Annotated in this window: 16 protein-coding genes and 2 pseudogenes; 14 read left to right on the top strand and 4 right to left on the bottom strand. The window is 50.2% G+C overall.

All coding sequences use genetic code 11. The features are described from left to right. The first annotated feature begins 10 nt into the window (after positions 1-10). The 10 genes from H581_RS0102905 (at position 11) to H581_RS32810 (ending at position 17277) form a co-directional block, all read left to right on the top strand. Positions 11-1267: a sensor histidine kinase gene (locus H581_RS0102905; protein ID WP_028608709.1), complete on the top strand. Its 1257-nt coding sequence runs from the start codon at positions 11-13 to the stop codon at positions 1265-1267. A gap of 15 nt (positions 1268-1282) precedes the next feature. Continuing rightward, on the top strand, positions 1283-2512 hold the full coding sequence (locus H581_RS0102900) for a winged helix-turn-helix domain-containing protein (protein ID WP_245599885.1): 1230 nt from the start codon (positions 1283-1285) through the stop codon (positions 2510-2512). A gap of 172 nt (positions 2513-2684) precedes the next feature. Then, positions 2685-4568 carry a molecular chaperone HtpG gene (htpG, locus tag H581_RS0102895; RefSeq protein ID WP_028608707.1) on the top strand — a complete coding sequence of 628 codons (1884 nt, stop codon included), beginning with the start codon at positions 2685-2687 and terminating at the stop codon, positions 4566-4568. 200 nt (positions 4569-4768) lie between these two features. Next, positions 4769-5914: a HupE/UreJ family protein gene (locus H581_RS36210; RefSeq protein WP_084134428.1), complete on the top strand. Its 1146-nt coding sequence runs from the start codon at positions 4769-4771 to the stop codon at positions 5912-5914. A 100-nt stretch (positions 5915-6014) separates the two neighbouring features. Then, complete coding sequence (locus tag H581_RS36205; protein WP_169507413.1) at positions 6015-14198, top strand: choice-of-anchor I family protein; 8184 nt, start codon at positions 6015-6017, stop codon at positions 14196-14198. Positions 14199-14346: 148 nt separating this feature from the next. Continuing rightward, complete coding sequence (locus H581_RS0102880; RefSeq protein ID WP_028608706.1) at positions 14347-15213, top strand: helix-turn-helix transcriptional regulator; 867 nt, start codon at positions 14347-14349, stop codon at positions 15211-15213. A gap of 90 nt (positions 15214-15303) precedes the next feature. Then, positions 15304-15837 (top strand): ankyrin repeat domain-containing protein, encoded by a 534-nt coding sequence (locus H581_RS0102875; protein ID WP_028608705.1) that lies wholly within the window; start codon positions 15304-15306, stop codon positions 15835-15837. Between the two features lie 59 nt (positions 15838-15896). Beyond that, complete coding sequence (locus tag H581_RS37625) at positions 15897-16061, top strand: LysM peptidoglycan-binding domain-containing protein (RefSeq protein WP_156889485.1); 165 nt, start codon at positions 15897-15899, stop codon at positions 16059-16061. A 103-nt stretch (positions 16062-16164) separates the two neighbouring features. Next, positions 16165-16878, top strand: a complete 714-nt coding sequence (locus tag H581_RS0102865) for an AAA family ATPase (protein WP_028608704.1) — start codon at positions 16165-16167, stop codon at positions 16876-16878. Between the two features lie 24 nt (positions 16879-16902). Continuing rightward, on the top strand, positions 16903-17277 hold the full coding sequence (locus H581_RS32810; protein WP_342663388.1) for a DUF1905 domain-containing protein: 375 nt from the start codon (positions 16903-16905) through the stop codon (positions 17275-17277). A gap of 234 nt (positions 17278-17511) precedes the next feature. Here H581_RS32810 and H581_RS0102855 read toward each other — a convergent pair whose 3' ends face one another. Continuing rightward, positions 17512-18360 (bottom strand): helix-turn-helix transcriptional regulator, encoded by an 849-nt coding sequence (locus H581_RS0102855; RefSeq protein ID WP_028608703.1) that lies wholly within the window; start codon positions 18358-18360, stop codon positions 17512-17514. Positions 18361-18679: 319 nt separating this feature from the next. Here H581_RS0102855 and H581_RS0102850 point away from each other — a divergent pair, with 319 nt between their 5' ends. Then, positions 18680-19135 carry a disulfide oxidoreductase gene (locus tag H581_RS0102850; RefSeq protein WP_051250405.1) on the top strand — a complete coding sequence of 152 codons (456 nt, stop codon included), beginning with the start codon at positions 18680-18682 and terminating at the stop codon, positions 19133-19135. A 204-nt stretch (positions 19136-19339) separates the two neighbouring features. Here the strand turns inward: H581_RS0102850 and H581_RS0102845 are convergent, their stop codons facing one another. Next, positions 19340-20050, bottom strand: coding sequence for a class I SAM-dependent methyltransferase (locus H581_RS0102845; protein ID WP_028608701.1), 711 nt, complete (start codon positions 20048-20050; stop codon positions 19340-19342). Positions 20051-20211: 161 nt separating this feature from the next. On the opposite strand from H581_RS0102845, the gene H581_RS0102840 reads away from it, so the two are divergent. The 3 genes from H581_RS0102840 to H581_RS36200 all read left to right on the top strand — a co-directional run bounded on the left by H581_RS0102840 (position 20212) and on the right by H581_RS36200 (position 21608). After that, positions 20212-20547 carry a hypothetical protein gene (locus H581_RS0102840; protein ID WP_028608700.1) on the top strand — a complete coding sequence of 112 codons (336 nt, stop codon included), beginning with the start codon at positions 20212-20214 and terminating at the stop codon, positions 20545-20547. Positions 20548-20662: 115 nt separating this feature from the next. Then, positions 20663-20869, top strand: coding sequence for a hypothetical protein (locus H581_RS37620; RefSeq protein WP_156889484.1), 207 nt, complete (start codon positions 20663-20665; stop codon positions 20867-20869). Between the two features lie 115 nt (positions 20870-20984). Further along, positions 20985-21608 carry a TVP38/TMEM64 family protein gene (locus H581_RS36200; protein WP_051250404.1) on the top strand — a complete coding sequence of 208 codons (624 nt, stop codon included), beginning with the start codon at positions 20985-20987 and terminating at the stop codon, positions 21606-21608. Between the two features lie 47 nt (positions 21609-21655). On the opposite strand, the pseudogene H581_RS36880 reads toward H581_RS36200, so the two are convergent. Then, positions 21656-21883: pseudogene (locus H581_RS36880) on the bottom strand (ABC transporter permease); the annotation flags it as partial. Then, positions 21880-22122, bottom strand: a pseudogene (locus H581_RS0102830) (ATP-binding cassette domain-containing protein); the annotation flags it as partial. The pseudogenes H581_RS0102830 and H581_RS36880, both read right to left, overlap by 4 nt. Positions 22123-22184: the final 62 nt, after the last annotated feature.

Here is a 22184-nt window from a genome sequence, read left to right as displayed (position 1 = left end):
GCGCTAGGTTATGTTACTAGAAAAACTATTTCTTAACGTCCTTATCGTCTTAGCTCCCGTATTAGTCTTTACAGCGTTCGGCGACCGTTGGCGTCACTTCGAATCTCCTTATACGGTGGGACTTTTACATGGCATTTCATCCTCATTATGTTTGATTTTCTCATACTACGCCCTGGATTTATACTGGGATCTCAGGTATGTCCCTCTTGTGATTTCTACGGTGTACGGTGGACCGATAGCCGGTTTTATTAACTACCTAATGATATTGGCTACCAGGACTTATCTAGGCGGGGATGCATTATGGTTTGGATTTATAAGCATTACGTTGGCGTTTCTGGGGCCTTTATTATTTACCAAGAAAATCGCCCGCTTAGCCGGACGCCGGAGAATAAGAGCAGTGATCCTCATTTCCGTAATCCCCTCCGTTGTTATGCTGCTTATTCTAATTTCCTATACAATGCTCAAACAGGTTGAAAAGCCCTTGGATTTTGAGCCCATTCGAGCCGTTTTATTTTTTGGATTGGTTCAAACATTAGGGACATGGTTATCTTCTACACTTCAGGAATTCAACTGCGAACGAGCAATAATGAAAGCGGAAATTCAACGTGCGGAAAAGCTGAAGACATTAGGTGAAGTTGCCGCTTCCATCGCACATGAGGTCCGCAATCCATTGACCGTTGTTCAAGGCTTTTTACAACTCATGAGTAAAACGATCGTTGAGGGTAAAAATCGAGATTATTTACAATTTGCGTTAAATGAGCTTGCAAGAGCAGAGGTCATCATTAATGATTATCTGAACTTTTCGAAGCCGAAATTGACAAAATACGAAAAAATTTCATTAGCAGATTTAATTGAAAACATTACTATACTGTTAACGCCGTTAGCAAGTTTAAAAGGAATACAGTTCGATAGCCAACTGGAACAGCAAATTTATGTACATACCGATCGCGATCAACTTCAACAGGCGTTAGTCAACGTTATTAAAAACGCAGTAGAAGCATCAAAGGAAAAGGCAGCGGTACAAATCAAATTGGCGGTAAAAGGCGATCGGGTTGAACTGAAAATAATTGACAAAGGCAAAGGGATGACCCCCGAAGAGATCCGGCGAATCGGGACACTGTTCTACACAACAAAAGAAAGCGGGACAGGGCTCGGCACCTCTGTTGCAGTACGGATCATTGAGGCGATGAAAGGCAGCATTATTTATGAAAGTGAAAAAGGCAAAGGCACGGTCTGTACCATTTCATTGCCATTAACTACAAGCTAGCCAAAGGGAGGAGTCATGATGTTACAAACGACGAAACGAGCGCTCCGGCGTTTTTTGCTGGAGAAGCAGTTCTTACTTCAACCGCCGGAGGAATGCGCAAGCTCTGCGGAAGCGATGCGCCAGCGGGTGCTGGACATGATCCGGCATTTGGAATGCGTTCAGATCGACCCGGTCTCTGCCGTTCGTCCGAATCAGCATCTGACGCTGGCGGCAAGAATTGACGGTTACGAGCCGGCGATTCTGAATGAGCTGCTCCGAAAAAACGAAGTGTTTGAATATTTAGCAAACGCAGCATGTGTCATTCCGATGGAAGACTATCCTATTTTCGAACCGACCCGTCGGCGACTGCAGCAGCGTGTTCAGCCCCATATCGATATGATTTCGACCATCGCCGAACAAGTGCTGCATAAGCTGGAAAACGAAGGTCCGCTGCCGGCAAAGTCGTTTGAATCCAATCAAAGGGTACACGGCTACTGGGATAATGTAAACGCCAAGACAAAAGCTACATCTCATGCGCTGAATTTATTGACGGACGCCGCGCAAATTAGAATAGTCGGCAGAGAAGGAAACCAACGCCTGTTTGATGTCACCAGGCGCAGCGTTCCCGTCGAACTGCTTCAACAAGCGGAGCGAATCGACAAGGCCAAAGCGCTTGAAGCGATGATGCAAAAGTTTTTTCGGGCGTACAGGGTATTTGAACCGAGCGACCCCCGTTTCGGTTGGCAGTCATTAAGCGCAAAAGAACGACGGGAGGCTATTGATCAGCACGTCAAATCGGGAGAAATCGTACAAGTCTTAGTCGAAGGATTAAACAAGCATTATTACATATTAGCTTCGGATATGGAGCGGCTTTCCGCACAGGAAGACGAGGGCCGGGCCCGCGCTATCGAGAATGAAGCGGAATTACCGGTTCACTTCCTCCCGCCTCTGGACAACTTATTATGGAGCCGCCAACGGTTAGCGGACTTGTTCGATTTCAATTATCGATGGGAAATTTACACGCCTGCTGTCAAGCGTAAGTATGGTTATTATGCGATGCCGATTTTAGCCGGCGACCGTTTGATCGGCCGCATGGACCCGCGTCTGGATACAAAACTAGGCCGCTTGACGGTACAATTGCTGCAAATCGAGCCTGAAATCGACTACACGGATGGTCTTCGCGAAAGTGTGCAGAGAGCGCTTGAATCATTTGCTTATTTACACGGGGCAAAAACGGTATCGGTCGAGCAATGTACGTACCGGTAAGGAAATGCTTGCCAACGATGCGGATTTTGTAATTAATACAGCTCGGGAGTATTGTATTTTCTTTTAAAAGCAGCTTGACATTAAAAATTAGGATATGTTATATAAAAGGAAGTATTAGCACTCTGGCAATTTGAGTGCTAACCAATGTTCTAAATTGAAAGGAGACCCGTTCATGACCAAGAAGCAGTTCCAAGCAGAATCGAAACGATTGCTGGAAATGATGATCAACTCCATCTATACGCAGAAGGAAATTTTCCTGAGGGAGCTTATTTCCAATGCCAGCGATGCGATTGACAAAATCTATTACAAAGCGTTAACCGACGATTCATTGGTGTTTAATAAAGAGGACTATTACATCAAGGTAACGGCAGACCAGGAAAGCAGAACGTTAACGATTACCGACACGGGTATCGGCATGACGCAGGAGGATCTGGAGAATAACCTCGGCGTAATCGCGAAGAGCGGATCGTTCGCATTCAAGAAAGAAAATGAGCTGAAGGACGGCCACAACATTATCGGTCAATTCGGCGTCGGCTTCTATTCCGCTTTTATGGTGGCGGACGAGGTTACCGTGATTTCCAAAGCATTGGGCAGCGATGAAGCCTACAAGTGGGTATCCGAAGGCGCGGACGGCTACACGATCGTGCCGTGCGAGAAGGAAACGGTAGGTACGGAAATTACGCTCAAAATCAAAGAAAACAACGAAGATGAGCAATACGATGAATATTTGCAGGAGTACCGTCTGAGAGCCATCATTAAGAAATACTCCGATTTTATCCGTTACCCGATTAAGATGGATGTGAAGGGGCAGCGGCCGAAGGAAGGCAGCGAGGACAACGAGCTCGAGGACTATCAGGAAGAGCAAACCGTGAACAGCATGGTGCCGATCTGGCGCAAAAATAAAAATGAGCTCACGCAAGAGGATTACGAGAACTTCTACTTCGAGAAAAGATACGGCTTCGATAAGCCGCTGAAGCATGTTCATATCAGCGCGGACGGCGCTGTGGTCTATAACGCGATTCTGTTCATTCCGGAGAATACGCCGTTCGATTATTACACGAAGGAGTATGAGAAGGGACTCGAGCTTTATTCCAACGGCGTGCTGATTATGGAAAAATGCGCGGATCTGCTGCCGGACTATTTCAGCTTCGTGAAAGGTATGGTCGATTCGGAGGATCTGTCGCTGAACATTTCCAGGGAGCTGCTGCAGCATGACCGGCAGTTGAAGCTCATCGCGAAGAATATTAAGAACAAAATCAAAGGCCAGCTGCAAAGCCTTCTGAAGGAAGAAAGAGAGAAGTACGAGAAGTTCTACCAGTCGTTCGGCCGTCAGCTCAAGTTCGGCGTCTATAACGATTACGGCATGAATAAGGAAGACCTGCAGGATCTGCTGATGTTCTACTCCTCGAAGGAGAAGAAGCTGGTTACGCTGGACGAGTATGTATCCAGAATGCCTGAAGACCAGAAATACATTTACTACGCATCCGGCGAGTCGATTGAACGGATCGAGAAGCTGCCGCAGACGGAGCTGGTAGCCGATAAGGGCTATGAGATTCTTTACTTTACCGACGATATCGACGAGTTCGCGATCAAGATCGTCATGAAATACAAGGATAAAGAGTTCAAATCGGTATCGAGCGGCGACCTGGGCATCGAATCGGACGCGTCCGATAAGCAAGCCGACGAGGAAGCAAGTGAGAATAAGGATCTCTTCGAGCATATGACCGGCCTGCTGTCCGGCAAAGTGAAGAGCGTCAAAGCGTCGAAGAGACTGAAGAGCCATCCGGTCTGCCTGTCCGCCGAAGGCGAATTGACGATCGAGATGGAGAAAATATTGAAGGCAATGCCGAACAGCCAGGACGTCAAAGCGGACAAGGTACTGGAGATTAACATCAATCATGAGGTGTACCAATCGCTCAAGGCTGCCTTCGACACCGACAAAGAAAAGCTGAATCTCTATACGCAGCTGCTCTACAACCAAGCGCTTCTGATAGAAGGCCTGCCGATCAACGATCCGGTCGAGTTTACGAACGATATTTGCAAAATCATGGTGTAGCATACGGCGAAAATAATTGAAATAACCCGATTCCGGCTAAGGCCGGTTCGGGTTATTTGGCGTTTGCCGCGGGCATGCTCCCGACATCATTTTACATCGGATTTACACGAGCATTATCGAAAGGTGAAGATCCTCTGCTAGAGTGGGACCAAAGGCTTCCCTAAGGGCTGCTCTTACATGTCGAGGAGGATTGTTTGTCTATGCACACCAGGAGTAACGCAATGATGGGGGGAAGGCTGCTCGTCCTGCTTGCCGTATTATTTATATTTGCCGGGGCAGGGGCCGCCGACAGGGCTTCGGCGCATTTTGCGTCTACGGGCTTCTCGGATATCCGGGTTGAAACGCAGGATCTGTACTATTCCCTATACTTGTCCGAACATGATCTCGACCAGGCGCTTTCGATCGACGGAGACGGGGACGGTGTTTTGTCTGAAGAGGAGCTGGACGCGGCCGGCGAAGCGCTTGAAACGTTTGTCAGCAATTATTTGATCGTGACGGGAGACGGCAAGCTGTCGGATGGCGCGCTTGAGAAGATAGAGCTGACGGAACGTTCGGGAACCCCCGTCGTGGGCATGACCGTCCGCTATCGCTTCGAGCAACCGATCGATCGGTACATGGTGCAATATGGCGTATTCGCCGACGGAACGGATCCGAATCACCGCAATCTTGCGACCGTCCATCTCGGCGGGCAGTCGATTGAGCAGGTGCTCAGCCCGACGAATAATCTGATACAAATCAAGCAGGGAGGCGATACGGTAGGCGCCGGTGATGGAAAGGCATCTTGGGTCAAGACGTTAAAGGACTATACCGCGCTTGGCATTCATCACATTTGGACCGGTTTTGACCATCTGCTATTTCTGTTTGGCCTGCTGATCGCGGCACGCAGCTTTAAGGCGATTCTGGCGATCGTGACCGCCTTCACCATAGGCCATAGCGTTACGCTGGCGCTTGCTTCGCTTGGCATCTTCTCCCTGCCGGCTTCAATTGTTGAGCCGCTCATTGCGCTAAGCATTATCTATATCGCGGTGGAGAATGTGATAGGGAAATCGACCGCTCGGCGCTGGCTAACCGCGCTGCTGTTCGGTCTGCTGCACGGCTTCGGCTTTGCCGGCATGCTGGCGGATCAGTTGTCGGATCGCGTCGCTCTTCCCTTGTTTGCCTTCAACCTTGGCGTCGAGATCGGTCAGGTTGCCGTGCTGGCGGTTGCGGTTCCGCTGCTGTGGCTCATTCGCACCCGGCTGCTTGCGCCTGAAGGCAGGCAGCATCATAAGCAGAGACTCCAGCTCGGAGCTTCCGTCCTGATCGGCGGTTTTGGCGTTTTTTGGTTTATCGAGCGAATATTGTAGAAACATGAAATCTTAAAATCGCCATAACATTCCATTTACAAACCATCGATAGAATGAAGTAGCTTGGTTCATACCAATTTATTGGCGGAGGGGAATGGAATTGAAACGTCGAAGATTAAAAAGGTGGTTGCCGCTGCTGTTAGCTTTCAGCATGCTGGCAACCTCTGTTATTTTACCGGCTTCACCGCGGCCTGCTTACGCGGAAGGAGAGGCCGGCGCATACGCGCAGATGGAATTATTCGTGACAGAGATCCTGCCGGACAATACCGGCACAGATCTTTATGAGTATTTCGAGATTTACAATAACTCGAACAAAGCGCTCGCCGTCGGTTCGGAGGACGCGGCCAATGCGGACTATCAGCTGCTCTACCGTTATACGTCAGGCTCTAGTGCGGATTTCAAATACACGCTGCCTACGGTAACGATTGAACCGGGGGAGCTGCATGTTTTTTGGTATAATCCTAATTCCGGCAAGACGCTTGTTGATTTTAATGACCATTACAAGACAAGCATCGCCGATAATCAGCTGACGCAGGTCGCCGGGTTCCCGGGTTTCGCCAATGGCGGATCGCGGGCGGTCGTCATCAAGAACAAGAAGACGAATGCGGAGATCGCTCAGGCGAGCTACCTCGGAACCGATGTCGGCGCAGGTCTAAGCGTGCAATTCACGGTGCCGGCAAGCGGCAAGGAACAAGACAAGTTCGGGCTGAAGGCAACGCCGACGCCCGGTTCGTATGAAGCGGCGCAAATTCCGCCGGAGCAGGTCGTGCTGCCGGACGTAACGAACGAGCCTCCGGTTATCGTACATACGCCGCTTGCGACCGTAAGCAATGATAATGATGCATGGATTCAAGCCGAAATCACAGACGCGAATAACGATACTGTGACGGCGTCCGTATACTATAAGCCGCGCTCCCAAGCGGGGTATGCGCAAGCTCCATTAACGAAAGGGACGGGCAATGCATATGAGGGCGCGATTCCGAAGGCTGCGCTTACCGAACCCGTCATGGAATATTATATTGAGGCTTCCGACGGGACGTTGACCAAATCGACGCCGGTGAACAGCTTCAACATAACCCTCACGAACGTGAACTTCGACGGCATGCCTCCGTTTCTCATTACCGAGCTGGTCCCCGACTCGACCAACGTCGGCACCGCGGACGGCTATGAGTTTGTCGAAATCTACAATAATACTGACCGCGATTTGAACTTCGACGACTACAAGCTCGTCTATCGTTACCCGGCTTCCGGTCCGGACGCGGACGTCATCTGGCCCGGCATCAAGGAAGACATCATCATTCCTTCAAAAGAAACATTGGTATTCTGGGTTATTAACGGACAGAACGGCGATCTGACGGTCGATGATTTTAATGCTTTCTATCAGACGAGTCTGGTCGGCAATGTCGACATTGTCAAGGTGAATACCGGCGGAATGGCAAATGGGGATCCTCGCGGACTTATCGTGAAGACCAACGCGGGCGAGGAATTGGCGGTCGCGATCTACAATGAAAACGGCGACGATACCGTTGCCGATAAAAGTATTCTTTACAGCTATCCGACGAACGGAACGGCGAATCTGATTAAGCTTAGCGCCGGAACGGAAGCTCCGACGCCGGGGAGCGTCAAGCCTTTACAGGTTCCGGAGATAACCGTGACGGTTCCGGACGATACGGTTCCGCCGCAGCTGGCGAACCTGACAAGCAAGTCGGAAGCTATCCCAAGCAGCAATGTCGAGCTGAAATTTGACGCGGAGGATGACGTCTCGGTGAAATCCGTCGCGTTATTTTACAAAAACAATTTGCAATCGGGTTACACGAAGCGCTATCTGCAACAAAGCTTTGCCGATTCGATGTACCACCACATGATCTATTCGCCGGAAATGATCGGCAAGGAATATATCGATTATTATTTGGAAGTTTCGGACGGCTTTAATAAAACGACAACCGACACCTATCGTCTAACCGTTATCGGCGGCCTACCTCAGGATGGCCTTCGCCTGAACGCTGCTGACGGCGACGTGCTTACCGGCCAGACGGTCATTAAGGGTACGGCCAATGCTGCAGAAGCTGACGCCATAGGGCTGTCGATTAATGACGAGGCGATTTCCCAGGAAATGACGTATCATGCGATCGAATCCGACGCTTACTTTGCTTTTGAAGTGAAGAGCGTAAACCTGTATTTTAAAAATGCGGTGACGATCGGTGCCGAAATTTTGCGTACATTCGATGACACGATTAATGCATACGAGACTCTGACGATTCCAATCGATTCGAAGCGGCTGACGGCTGGCCCGAGCAATACGGTTTCGATCCGTGCGGGCTCCAAATCGTCACCGTTCGACGATCGTCCTGAAGAGAACAAGGATGATTTTGAAATCCGGAACGTCAGGCTCGTGTTGGCGGATGGAACCGAGTATTATGATTTACGGTATGCGAATCCGAACACCGAGATAAAGATGGGCGACAGCGCCGGGAAAAATCCGTTCATCGACTTTACGTTCAACATTCCTGCCGATAAGTTTACATCGAAAGCGTATAGCTGGGACACGACAACTGTCGACGACGGCTCCTACACTGTGAAGGCGGCCATCGGAGGAGACGCCGTTACGGCGCAGGTTAAGGTTGACAATACGGCGCCGGCCATTACGGCGACTGTGGAAGACGGCCAGACGTACAAAGGCAGCTTCGTCATTAACGCCGAGGCGACCGACGAGATCGCCGGAGTCGGGAACGTAGCAGCCAAGCTGGACGGGGAGGAAGTCGCACTTCCGCATACCGTCTCCTCCGTTTCCTTGAATGCCGGCGAGCATACGCTGACGATTGAAGCGTCCGATAAGGTCGACAATAAGACGATGAAGACCATCAAGTTCACGACGCCGGTGGAAGCGCCTGACAAGCCCGTGTTCGTATCGCAAGGAATCATTGGCCCGATGCAGGACGCTGTGGCCGATCTCATCGTCAAAGTAACGGACCCGACGGATGACGCGATGAAGGTTTCCTTCTATAGAGGTTATTTGTACGACGCGATGAAGCGCGGCAGCTTCACGGGCTTCCGCAACGCCGCCGACACCGAGCCTCCGCGCGAGCAGGCGCCTGCCGGCGAGACGGCAATGACCGACGGCGATTATGCCCGAATCGCAAAAGCGGACAGCGACTACCTGACCGATGATTCGGACGAGCAGTTCCCTTATCACCGCTTCGAAGTGAAGCTGGACGAATCGGTTAAGGCAACCGACCTGGCGGATATCGAATGGAAGGGCAAATCGCTCGAAGGCCGTAAAGTTACGCTGTATGTGTGGAACCATACGCTTGCGAAGTGGGATGCACAGGACGTAAAAATCGCGGGGGCTGGAGATTTCACGCTTTCGGGCCGTATTGAGGTCGGCGATTACGCGAAGGACCATACGGTTAACGTATTGGTGCAGGACGAAGTGCCGAGTTCGCCGGAATCGGTCGATTATTCATTCGTCTGGATGTCCGACACGCAATATTATTCAGAGAGCTATCCGCATATTTACGAAAGCATCGTGAATTGGATTGCAGACAACAAGGAAGCGTATAAGATCAAATATGTATTCCACACGGGTGATCTTGTCGACGAAGCGGATAAGCCGGAGCAATGGGTGGTCGCTTCGAAGAACATGAAGGTGCTGGAAAACGCGAATATTCCTTATGGCGTACTAGCCGGCAACCATGACGTTGATCATAAGCTCGGCGCCTATGATCAATACTGGGCCAACTTCGGGGCGGACCGATACAAGGACGAGCCGACCTACGGCGGTTCTTATGACAACAACCGCGGTCATTATGACCTGATCTCGTCGAACGGCAACGACTATATCATGATGTATATGGGCTGGGGCCTTGGTGACGAGGAAATCAAATGGATGGACGAGGTGCTGAAGAAGTTCCCCGAGCGGAAAGCGATTCTGAACTTCCATGAATATTTGCTCGTATCCGGCAACCGGAGCCCGATCGCGGAGAAGATTTATGAGAAAGTCGTTCTGACCAATCCGAACGTCATTGCGGTGCTGTCCGGCCACTATCATGATGCCGAGCTGCTGACTGATGCAATCGACGATGACGGGGACGGCACTCCTGACCGCAACGTCTATCAGATGCTTGCGGATTATCAAGGCGGTCCCAATGGAGGAGACGGTTACATCCGCCTTATGCAGTTCGATGTCGACAGTAATAAGCTGCATATCGTGACTTATTCGCCATCTAAAAACAATGGCGAAGGCGATCTCCATTTTTACGATCCGGAGGAGTATCCAGGCAAAGACGAATTCACGCTTGATCTGGATCTCGCGCCGAAAGCGAAGCGAGTCGCAACCGACTACCTCGGCGTGAAGGTGTATACCGATCATCTGATCGGCAGCGGCGAGAACGTGCAAAGCGATACGCTTGTAGCGGTCCGTTGGAGCGATTTTTCCGCTAATGCGGTAAATGAATGGTTTGCGGTAGCAGAGGATGCATTCGGCGGGAAGACGTATTCCGACGTATGGACGCTTACGAACAATCCGAACAATCCGCAGCAGCCGGTTGCGGCGGGCACACCGTATACGGCGGATGGAAAATATGACGTAACGGTTCCCCATATCATCATTAACCAGGTGTATGGCGGCGGCTTGAAGACAGCAGCCGATACGTATGCGTCCAACGGATTTGTCGAATTGTACAACCCGACGAATTCGGACATCGATTTGAGCGGCTGGTCGCTGCAATATGCGGACCGGGGCTCGAATGCAACGACTGGTCCGACGCAGCCATGGAGCAAGCTGGATCTGACGGGAACGATCAAAGCCCGCTCGTCGTATCTGATCGCGGGGGCTGCGACAGGCGCTTCACCGGACAATTTGAAAATCGATCTATCGGCCAAAGCCGATCAGAACTGGAATCGATTCATTAACAACAAAGGCTTGAAGGTCGCTTTGATGAGCAATCAGACGCTCCTGACCGACGCCAATCCGTTTGTTGCGAAGCCGGCAGGTTATGTCGATCTGCTTGGAACGGGCAGCAATGACTCGGGCAGCGATATCGACGGCTTTGAAACGGCATACCCGAGCGGTTCAGCGGAAGGAACGTCCAAGAAAAAAGCGATTAGACGAGTTGATCTGACCGACACGGACAATAACAAGGCCAACTTTGAGCAAATCGATTACAGCGAAGCTTCCACCGATACGGTCGCTCTGTACGGACCTCGCAGCGGCTCCGACGGCGAATGGGGCGTTGTCCGGCAGCCGCTGGCTTTCGAGACAACGAGTTTGCCGAATGCTGCAGCGGGAATGCCGTATGCCGCAGCAATCACTGTGAGCGGCGGCACGCCTCCGTACACTTTCGCGGCTAGTGGCCTGCCGGAAGGATTGAGCCTGAATGCGTCGACCGGTGTTATTGCCGGAACGCCGGCGAACCCATCGCAAGGAACGTACAACGTAACCTTGACCGTCACGGACGGCGCGTCGGCAGCCGGGCAAGTCACCTTGGCTCTGACGGTTAACGAAGCGATCAAGGACAGGCTCTCCGTCACGAAAATCGGCAGTTATCGCGCGGGCTCCCCGAACAGCGACGGCGGCGTGGCGGAAATCGTGAAGTACAACAAGGATAACGGCAAATTTTATTTGGTGAACGGAGGGGGCAATCCGCCTACCCTGGATATTGTCGTGCTTGGGAATGCAGCCGGACCCGTGAAGGAGAAGTCAGTCCTGATCAAGGAGCTGGTTGAAAAGGGCGGATTCGTATACGGTGACTTAACGAGCGTCGATGTGAATACGGCGACCAAACGCGTATTCGTTGCGGTGCAGGAAGCCGATCCGCTGAAAACCGGTAAAATCCTTATGCTTGATTATGCCGGAAACCTTCTCAAATCCTATGATGCAGGCGTTCAGCCGGACATGATCAAGGTAACGGCCGACGGCAGGTATGTATTAACGGCAGATGAAGCCGAGCCGCGCACGGAAGCGGGAGATCCGGAAGGCAGCGTTACGATCGTCGATACGGAGACCGATTCAGTCGTGCAGTTGAAATTCGACGATCCGTCCATCATCGGTGACGGTGTGCATATCCGCGGCGCTTCCGATCCGGACAGCGGACTCATCACAGGCAAAGGGGCCAAAGCGGATGCCATCTTCGACTTGGAACCGGAATATATCGCGCTGTCCGACGACCAAACGAAGGCTTATGTCTCCCTGCAGGAGAATAACGCGGTAGCGGCGGTTGACCTGACTACGAAAAAGATCGTATCGGTCAAAGGATTCGGATTCAAGGATTACAGTCTCCCGGCCAATTCGCTTGACTTGGTGAAGGACGGCGAAATAAATCTGGAGAACGTGCCGTTCTACGGCATGTATATGCCTGACGGCGTAGCCGCTTATACAATGAACGGCAAGACGTATCTGTTCTCGGCTAACGAGGGCGATGTGACCGAATGGCCCGGAAGAGAGAACGGCAGCAAGGTAGCAGACATGAAGAAGAAGCTGGACCCGGCTTCGGCAGCTGCGCTGTTCCTCCAAGGCAAATCGCAGTATGACAAACTGGAAGTGGCGAGCGACATGGGGACCGATGGCATCTATGCTTACGGCGCCCGCTCCTTCTCGGTATGGGATACCGAAGATATGAAGCTGATCTATGACAGCGGCAATAGCTTCGAGCAAATTACGGCGCAGCGTTTGCCTGGAAATTTCAATGCCGGAAATAACAAGACGGCTTTGGACGACCGAAGCGCGAAGAAAGGTCCGGAACCGGAGGATATCAAAATCGGCAAAGTCGGCGATAAGATTTTCGCTTTTATTGGCCTGGAGCGTATCGGCGGCATTATGATTTACGATGTGACGGACCCGACGAAGCCTGTATTCGTCAACTATACAAACACGCGCGAATTTACGCCGGACAACAATCTGGAGACCGACACGGCACCGGAAGGGATTGAATTCATTCCGGCAGCGGATAGTCCGACCGGAAAGCCGCTGCTGCTGGTGGCGAATGAGGTTGGCGGTACGGTCGCGGTTCTGCAGTTGAATGTACAAGATACATCGTCGCCTAATCCGGGAACGCCTGGTCAGACGCCTGGACCTGAGCTTGAACCGAAAACGGAGAAAGGTCCCAATGGGCGGCCGTTGGCTGTAACGGAAATAAATGCCGGGACTTTCAACGCTTTGGTGAACAAGCTGGCGGCGGGTGATAACAAAATCAAGCTTTCTGCTGATCTTGCGCCGAATGGCGGCTTGAAGGCCAAACTGCCTTTGTCGGCCTTGAACGATGCGGCAGCGAAACGTCCGGATGCGGTCATCGTCGTAACCGGCGGCAAAGTAAGCTTCTCGGTACCGGTAAGCGTGTTGGCTGACGGAGCGGCGGGGCAACTCGACGGTGAGGTTACGGTGAGCATCATCATCGAACCTGCTAGCGATGAGGTGCGGGCAGCCGTACAGCAAGCGGCAAGTTCTGAGGGCGCAGCCGTACACGGAGACGTCTATGACTTTATCGTGTTCGCCGAAGCTGGAGAGGAATCGGTCGAGCTTCATTCGTTCGGCGGCGTATTCGCTGAACGCACGATATGGCTCGGCCAATCTATCGATACGGAGAACGCGACAGCGGTTCGATACGATACGACGGCGGGTAAGCTGATGTTTGTTCCGTCCACATTCGCTGCTGCGGCAGACGGACAAACGCAGGTGACCATGAAGCGGAACGGCAACAGTTATTATACGGTGGTGTCCGTCCGGAAATCGTTCGAAGACGTGAAGCCGGATCACTGGGCGAAGCAATCGGTTGAATCGCTTGCCTCCAAGCTTATCGTCAATGGCGTAAGCGAGCGGCAGTTCAAACCTTCGCAGTCGGTTACGCGTGCCGAATTTACGGCACTAGTCGTGCGCGCCCTCGGTTTGAATCTGGGGAACGGCTCCTCCTCTTCCTTCTCGGATGTAGGCGGCAGCAGCTGGTACGCGGCCTTCATAGAGGCGGCCGTGAGATCGGAGCTGATCAGCGGTTATGAAGACGGTACGTTCAAGCCGGACCGGACGATCACCCGCCAAGAGATGGCCGTTATTCTCTCGAAAGCGATGGCCTTTGCAGGCTCTGCCGCAGCGGGAGACGCTTCATCTCTGAGCGGCTTCGCCGATCAAGGCAGCATTGCGGCTTGGGCGCAGCAAGCGGCGGCCGACGTTGCAGCCGCGGGAATCATCAAGGGCAACCCGGATGGAACGTTCGCTCCGGCCAAGAAGACGACGCGCGCCGAAGCGGTCGTCATGCTGGAAAGCCTGCTCAAGCACTTGAAATTCATTAACTGATTTTGTTACAGAGAAGCCGCTCCCGGCAATCGGGAGCGGCTTTTCATGTTTTTGAAAGAAAAAAGCTTTTAAACTTATAAACAAAGCAGGGAAATCGCTCATCCATCCAGAAGAAGCACACGATGCTATTCAATGAGAGGGGTATCTGATGGCTGATTCTCCGGGCAAAAATACTCATAACTTTCTTCCAATTCTGCATGCAAGAAGCAATAATTACTTTTGGAAGGGAACAGGGGCATTGTCCATAAAAACATTCATGAATGGACGTGCATATTATCATGCAGGCCATGGACATTTCGCTGTTAATGAAGGTAACTATCTTTTGCTCAATAACGGTCAAGAGTACTCGATAACTATCGAATCAGAAGTTCCCGTAGAATCATTTTGTATCTTTTTCCCGGAAAGAATGGTCGGAGAGGTTTATCATAGTTTGGTAACATCTAATGAGAAGCTCCTGGATGATCCGTTCTCATCAAGGCCAAGGTCAATCGATTTTGTTGAAAAAACTTACTGCAATGATGATTTACTGGCCCCCGCCTTGTTTCAAATAAAGGCTGAATATAAAAATAAGCAGAGTGATCATAACTGGATAGATGAAAAATTGCTTGAATTATCTCAAAGGCTCTTACAGGTCCACCGTCAAGTCCATAAGGATATGATGAAACTGCAGTCGCTGAAAGCCGCAACCCGGGAGGAATTGTTCAAAAGGGTACATCTTGGTCATGATTATATCTCAGCATACTATTATCAACCTATAACGTTGAAGGAAATCGCAAATGCGGCATGTCTATCTCCAAACCATTTTCTTAGAAGCTACAAACAATTGTTTGGGATGACTCCCCGCCAGTTTCTATCGGAAGTAAGGCTTCGGGAGGCAAAGAAGCTGCTTGTTGCTACGGATAAGTCCATTACAGATATTTGTTTGGAAGTAGGGCTTCAAAGTCCCAGTTCGTTCAGCGGTTTATTTTCCAAACGTTTTGCATGGTCTCCCTCTCAATTTCGTCAAAAAAGGTGATTTTGAAGAAGTCAATTCCATTGCAATTGTTATAATTTAAATGCATGACAGTTGACAATGATTCAAAAATACGAAACGGAGGTATTTAATATGGAAACGAGTTCAATCATAAACGATCTGTTTCAGGCGGCACAATCGGGGGATCTGTCTCGGTTAATAACCATTTTGGACGCTCATCCGGACCTGGCGGACACGGAGAATAACGACGGTCTTACGCCTCTGGGATTCGCGGCGCATTACGGGAACAAGGATGCCGTGCAGCTATTGTTAGACCATGGAGCTGACGTTAACGCCATCTCTCATTCCAGAATATCATTTATTCCCTCCAATACGGCTCTGCATGCCGCGATAGCGGGGGAGAGAAATACGGAGGTCATTCGGCTGTTATTAGCGCGTAATGCCGGGACCGATCTGTTCGACAGCAACGGCCACACTTGCCTGCATACCGCTGCCTTTCACGATGACAACATCGAGTTGATCCGCTTGTTGCTTGAGCATGGGGCAGATGTCAACGCGAAGGCGGAGGGCGGAGAAACGCCTCTTGCTCTTGCCGTTAAGCAGGGGAACCACCGAGTCGCAGAGTTCCTGCGGCAGAATGGCGCGTTAAATCCGCAGAACGCCTGAACGATCGGAACAGATGCCCTTTCCGAGCATAGTTTGTATAAGACAACAGCGCGGAAAGGGTGAATTTCTTTTGCATTATTATTGTAGGCAATGTCCGGGGGATCAATATTCGGCCAGGCGATCTGTATCCCGGCTTGTCCGCCGAACCATACGTCGGCGGCGACACGCTGTATCATATTGCGCAAGCCTATCGCGTTACGATTGAGAGTATAAGCAGCAAATGAGCTGCAAGCGAAGTTTCCGGCTCTTATGGCCGGAGGCTGTTTTTCTTTTGGCTCAACCAAATAGATGGTACTATAAAAACAAAAAGAATTCGCAGGTGACAACATGTTCTTAAAGAGAATTGCACTTCTGCATGAACAGATTCCGTCTTTTAAGGAGTATCCGTTCTCGATTCCATCGATTAAGAACCTTCAACAACTGGATTTGAAAAACAAAGTTACCTTTTTTGTCGGGGAAAACGGATCAGGCAAGTCCACGCTGCTGGAGGCTATTGCCGAGAAATGCGAATTTAATACGGCAGGCGGAGGACGTAATAACTACTATGACGTACATGCTTCCGAATCGGCGCTTGGCGAATATATCAGGCTTTCGTGGCTGCCTAAAGTTGCAAAAGGTTTTTTTCTCCGGGCAGAGTCTTTTTACAATTTTGCGTCCCATATCGATGATGTAGGAGCTTATGACGCATACGGCGGACGCTCTTTGCACCAACAATCGCATGGCGAGTCTTTTTTATCTCTCTTTTCCAACCGCTTTAAGGGGAAAGCCATCTATTTATTGGACGAGCCGGAGGCGGCTTTATCCCCTCAACGGCAGCTGTCGTTTTTGAGAATCCTGCATGATTTAGTCTCATCGGGCGACAGCCAATTTATAATTGCAACCCATTCTCCGATTCTTCTAGGTTATCCTGACGCCACTATCTACAGCTTCGATAACGAAGCCATTGAAGAGATCAATTACGAGATGACGGACCATTATCAAATAACGAAGTATTTTTTACTGAACAGGGACAAGTTTTTGCAAGAGATTTTGGATGATTAGCCTCGTAGATGATGATCGTGTCACATAGCCATAATTCGAGCGGTCATCCATCTTAGCAAGAAAACGGCGACGGGCATTCAGGTGCCGGACGAGGTCGTTGAGAGCTTAGGGGCGGGAAAGAAGCCGGCGGTCAAAATAACAATCGGTGATTATTCCTACCGCAGCACGGTCGCGTCAATGGGAGGAGTGTTCATAATTCCTGTCAGCGCGGAACATCGTTCAGGAGCGGGCGTCTCGGCGGGCGGCGAAGTCGACGTGGACATCGAGCTATGTGGTATGTGGTATGGATCGAGCTTAATGGGAAAAAGCACCTTTAATTCTACCTCAACACGGAGCACGCTTGATCTAGTCGGAATTTCTCCCGCTAATTTGATCCGCTTTCCGAGTTTGAGCGGATAACCGTGCGAATAATGCCGGTTTTTCCCTTTAATTGCTTAAAACTAATCGTTCTCGCCCAAAATAAAGGGAGGTTTTCCCCTTATGCGTAAAAAAAGCCCCAATAGCGCCCCAATAGCGCCCCAATAGCGCCCCAATCCGGCGCTTCAACTAAAACCGCCCAAATGAGGTGTCCAAGCAGGTTTTCGAGCCTCCAGGAGACATCTTTTTTGCGTAAAAATCGTTATATCGACGTCGTTAATAGATCCGCCCCATAGCCGCAATGCGGCTCTTAAGCTCGGCGATTAACCAAGGCGGATGTTGTACCCTCGCATGCTCGCCGTAGCTGAGAATATGCCGCACGGCGGTTTCCATCGAAGAGTAACGGCCCGTTACCTGAATGCCGTTATCCGGCAAGACCGTCAGTTCCTCCGCTTGGAACTCATCCCTGACTCTCGTCTCGGCTTCACGGCAGAACAGCAGCGCAACATCCAGCTTCGCCGAGCGTCCGACCTGTTGAAACTGCTGATCCACATCATGAAGCGTAATGCTTCGTGGACAGAAGGTCTCCATGCTGCTGTCCAGCCGGCAGATCCGGGACAGCTTGAATATCCTCGTATCCGAGCGAAAGCGGCAGTAGCCGTACATGTACCAGCTGCCGTATTTCATAAATAGGCCATGCGGCTCTACAGTCCTCTTCGTTTCCGATCCGCTGCTGTCCCTATAGTCAATACTGACGATGCGCAGCCCATGAGCTGCCCTTATTAACGCCCGGATATCCTCCTGCGAGATCCCGGAGGAAGCGGCGATTAAATCTTCGATTTCTTCGCTTTCCGCAGACAGCGGCGTACCGTGCAGAGCTGAGCAAACGGATACGAAATGATGGAGGGACAGCAGTTTTTTTTCGGCCCGGTAACCGGACTCAATCTCATATCCGCCATCTGCGCCGGGGAACGAGACGATGGGTATGCCGGCTCGAAGGATCGTCTCCATATCCCGATAGACGGTGCGCAAGGAAACCCCTAGCCTCCCGGACAGCCCGGTTGCGCTGATCCTCGTCTCATTAAATAGACACATCATAATGGCCAGCAGTCGGTCCAGTCTCAAATCGTCTCCTCCTCCCGTATGCTTCTTTCATTATAGTAAAGCAATCCTGACAGCGTGGTGTCAGCAGTTTATATTTGAACTGTGCATCGGTTAAGTTATTTTATAAAAGGAAATGCGCGTAACTTGTAAAAAATAATAAAGAAGCAAATTTAAAATCTTGATGACCGAAATGGTGGTTATACAGGATTTGGGTCGGCGCATCTTTTAAGAAACCTATATCTGCAGACTATAGCTCTTTCGAGTCATGACATATCGGGCTCCTATAGATAATAATAGGAAATAGCACAAGACATGACGAGAGCGAGGGATTGAACTGGATATCCAGGAGGAGAGGGAGAAGAAGGAGAAAAAGGAGAAAAAGGTATCGTTTTGGCTGTTTCTAGCGTGGGCGGCTGCGGTGCTGGCGACGGCAGGAAGCCTGTATTTGAGCGAGGTCATGCATTTTCTTCCATGCAGCCTATGTTGGTTTCAAAGGATCTTTATGTACCCGCTGGCGCTTCTGCTCGGCATTGCGTATGCGAAGGGCGATGCCGGCTGTATCGCATATGCGATACCGATTGCCGCGATTGGTTGCGGATTCTCGCTTTATCATACCGTGCTTCAGAAGCTTCCTCATGACTCGGCGCTGGCTGCCTGCGGTCCCGTCTCCTGTCAGGGCGACTACTTGAACTGGTTCGGCTTCATTACGATTCCGATGCTGGCGATGGCGGCTTTTTCGATTATATTGACGGCGCTGCTGCGCATCCGAAAATTGGACATGGAAGACTCTCCGTGATATACGTAGAAGATTCGCACGGCACGGAGAATAGTCCCGTATAGCACAAAGGGCCTTATTCATGCCGGCCTTCCAAATTATATTTACTGCGTCCTCACTTGTACACCATCCGAATAACTCACTGTCAGCCTCGTTCCCGAGAAACTGTCCAGGCATCTTCTCCTTTTATCGTAGCAGTGATTAGGTTGTCTTATTTTAGCTTTATCATGATTTCCATGCGGTTATCACAATGCTTCCCATGACTTTGGCAAACCTGTTCATCAAGCGTTCATTATTGGTCATCATGCGTATTGTGTCTTGATTTAAGAGCAGATTATGTTCGATAACCCGAAAGGGATCGATATCGGTTAACGGTTGTTTCATCGGGGAGAATCGGGACACGGTCAATTTTTGAAAACGTGATTGCCGCACCAGCTTCAGCCACTCCGGAACGGTGCGCAGATGAAGGAGCCCATAAAATGATTGAAGTTCCCGCAAATGTGCCGCAGGTATTTTTCTGGTAAGCGCCATTTCACGATCGTACAGGATTCCTCCTGGTTTCAGCACCCTCCAGAACTCCCGCAAAGCCGAGCTCCCTTTCGTAAATGCCGTAACCGACTCCACAAAAACCACATCAAACGATGCATCCGGAAATGGCATGGAAGCGGCATCTGCCTTAACAATCCGTAAGGGAGCTCCGCTCAACCTCGCACGGCGTTTCGCTTTTTCGACCATTGCTTCATTCCGGTCCATCGCCGTTACGTCACAGCCCATACTGGCTAAATAACAGGCGGTCCGGCCCGTTCCGCACCCAACCTCGAGCACTTTGGTGCCAGTAGGCAGCTTGATTCGTTCAATCAGTTCCTTGGTCGCTTGGAAACCTCCGGGATGTGCGCTTCCTTCGCCGAGTCGGGCTAATAACGTAGGATAGTCCATAATCTTATCACCTCTCTAAATATCCTATGCCGTTTCACGTCGATGACTGCACCCATTTTTGTGGACAAAAGGCGAAAGTACAGACGGAGCTGGGGTAACAGTCATAGTCTACGATGTATACTACGGCGATTGTCACTTTACTTTTTGGAAGGAGAGAGGTTATGCAACCGATTTATCCGGTTTGCTATGAGACTGTCAATCCGCTTATCGGACGGAAGGTCTGTGCGGTCACCCATGACGGTACGCATTACTATGGAACGGTTAGTGAAGTAAGTGGAGGAAGAGTATTGTTGACCGAGTGCGAGATTGGTGACGGAACATTGACACTTGCGTCAGCAAAAACCGGAGGGAAAATAAAAAAAACGAATTCTAAGAAGAATGCAAAACTATCCGGCTTCTATGGTGGTTACGGCTACGGTGGCTATGGCTACGGAGGTTATTGGCTTGATTTAGCTCTCATCACCACACTTTTTTTACTTCCATTTTTCTTTATTTGATTTCTACCGTATGGGAACCGGCAGGACATTCTGCCGGTTTTAACTCATTTTCGGAAAGAGGGATGATTTATGACTCCCAAGCGAGGTCCAAAGTACAAGAGAATCACGTCCCAAAATGGGGGATTGGGAATCCGCTTCGCCCTTCCGCTCTCGTTATAAGATTTCTGAAAAACTCTCAGTTGTAATTGTAACTGAAGTTTTTTTTGTTTTTACCGCGAAACCCGGCCGCAAGCGCAATGGAGCCGATCATCAGGTTCGCTCTCGTTCCGCTCTCCTTCGCCTCGCTGCTAACTGGGCTTACCATGCAGCAGAAGAAGCGTAAGGGAGTGCAGCTGTAAAGTTACGACTTTGCTCACGGCAAAAGTCCGTAATTGGATTTGAGTTTAGTATGCTTAACGTAGTAAGCTAGACAGAGAGTCAATAGGGGAGACGTGCGTTTGAAAGTTTACAAATGGATGGTTGCATCTCTTAGCGTCGCAATTATGTTAATCGTTTTTTTGAATGCGGATGTATTCATTAATTGGATTAATGAGGATAAGGATGGAGACTTCATCATTGTCTTTGTACTTATCGTAATATTAGCCGCTGTTCCTGGCATTCCGTTCGGATTAGTTGGCGGAGTTATTGGAGCGATGTATGGTCTATTGTGGGGTAGTCTGATGAACATCGCTGCCTCGACGCTAGCTGCCGTATTAATTTACTTTTTATTCCGCTATTTGCTAATTAACCAGGGAAAAGTATGGGTGGAGAGAAGCGCCTCTTTTCGAAAAATGAATACGTTTATTAACAACCATTCATTCTGGTCGCTGTTAATTGCACGTATGATCCCTATCATGCCTGCGTCACTTATCAATATGTATGCTGGCGTATTTGGTTTACCTTTCCCAATATTTATATTAACGACCCTCATTGGCAAAATTCCGATCATGCTTGTATTTGCTTATGTCGGAGTCAATATGCGCTCTGGTTCCGGGGAATGGATGATCGTCCTTGTCATTTATTCTCTATTTTTACTTATCATTTATGGGTTGTATCGATTGCTCAACAATAAAAGACGATAAAAAGGTTATCGGTCCTAAGATCATTTTAGATAACACGAAGAACTTCCTTAAATCGACCTGTTCAGGTCGAGTTTTTTATTATACACCCTCATTGCAAAGAAATAGGCTGCGAGCATAATCCCGACGCACCTCGCAAGAGCGACCCAAATATCATGGCCCACCGGCTGCCCTGACAGCAGCGCACGAATAGCTTCCACGATCGAGGTCACCGGCTGGTTGTCTGCAAAGACGCGAACGACAGTCGGCATCGACTCGGTCGGCACAAACGCCGCAGACTGATCGCCTGCCGCACATTGTCGGGTTTCGACGCAACATCGAATCCGTTTACGGTGGCGGTTCCGCTGTCTGGTTTGAGCAGCGTGGTGAGGATTTTGACAACCGTTGTCTTGCCCGCCCCGTTGGAGCCGAGCAGGGCGAAAATACTGCCCTTTTCCACCTCGAAATCCACGCCCTTTAAGACGTGATGCTGCTTGTAGGATTTTTGCAGTCCTTTTACTTCGATTGCTTTTTCCATCCCGATATCCCCCCTTTTACTTTGGTTTATCCGTAACCTTTTTTATGGCCTTGTTAGCTTCT

Source organism: Paenibacillus harenae DSM 16969, from assembly GCF_000422465.1.
Taxonomy (GTDB): Bacteria; Bacillota; Bacilli; order Paenibacillales; family Paenibacillaceae; genus Pristimantibacillus; species Pristimantibacillus harenae.
This window is presented reverse-complemented; position numbering and strand designations above follow the sequence as displayed.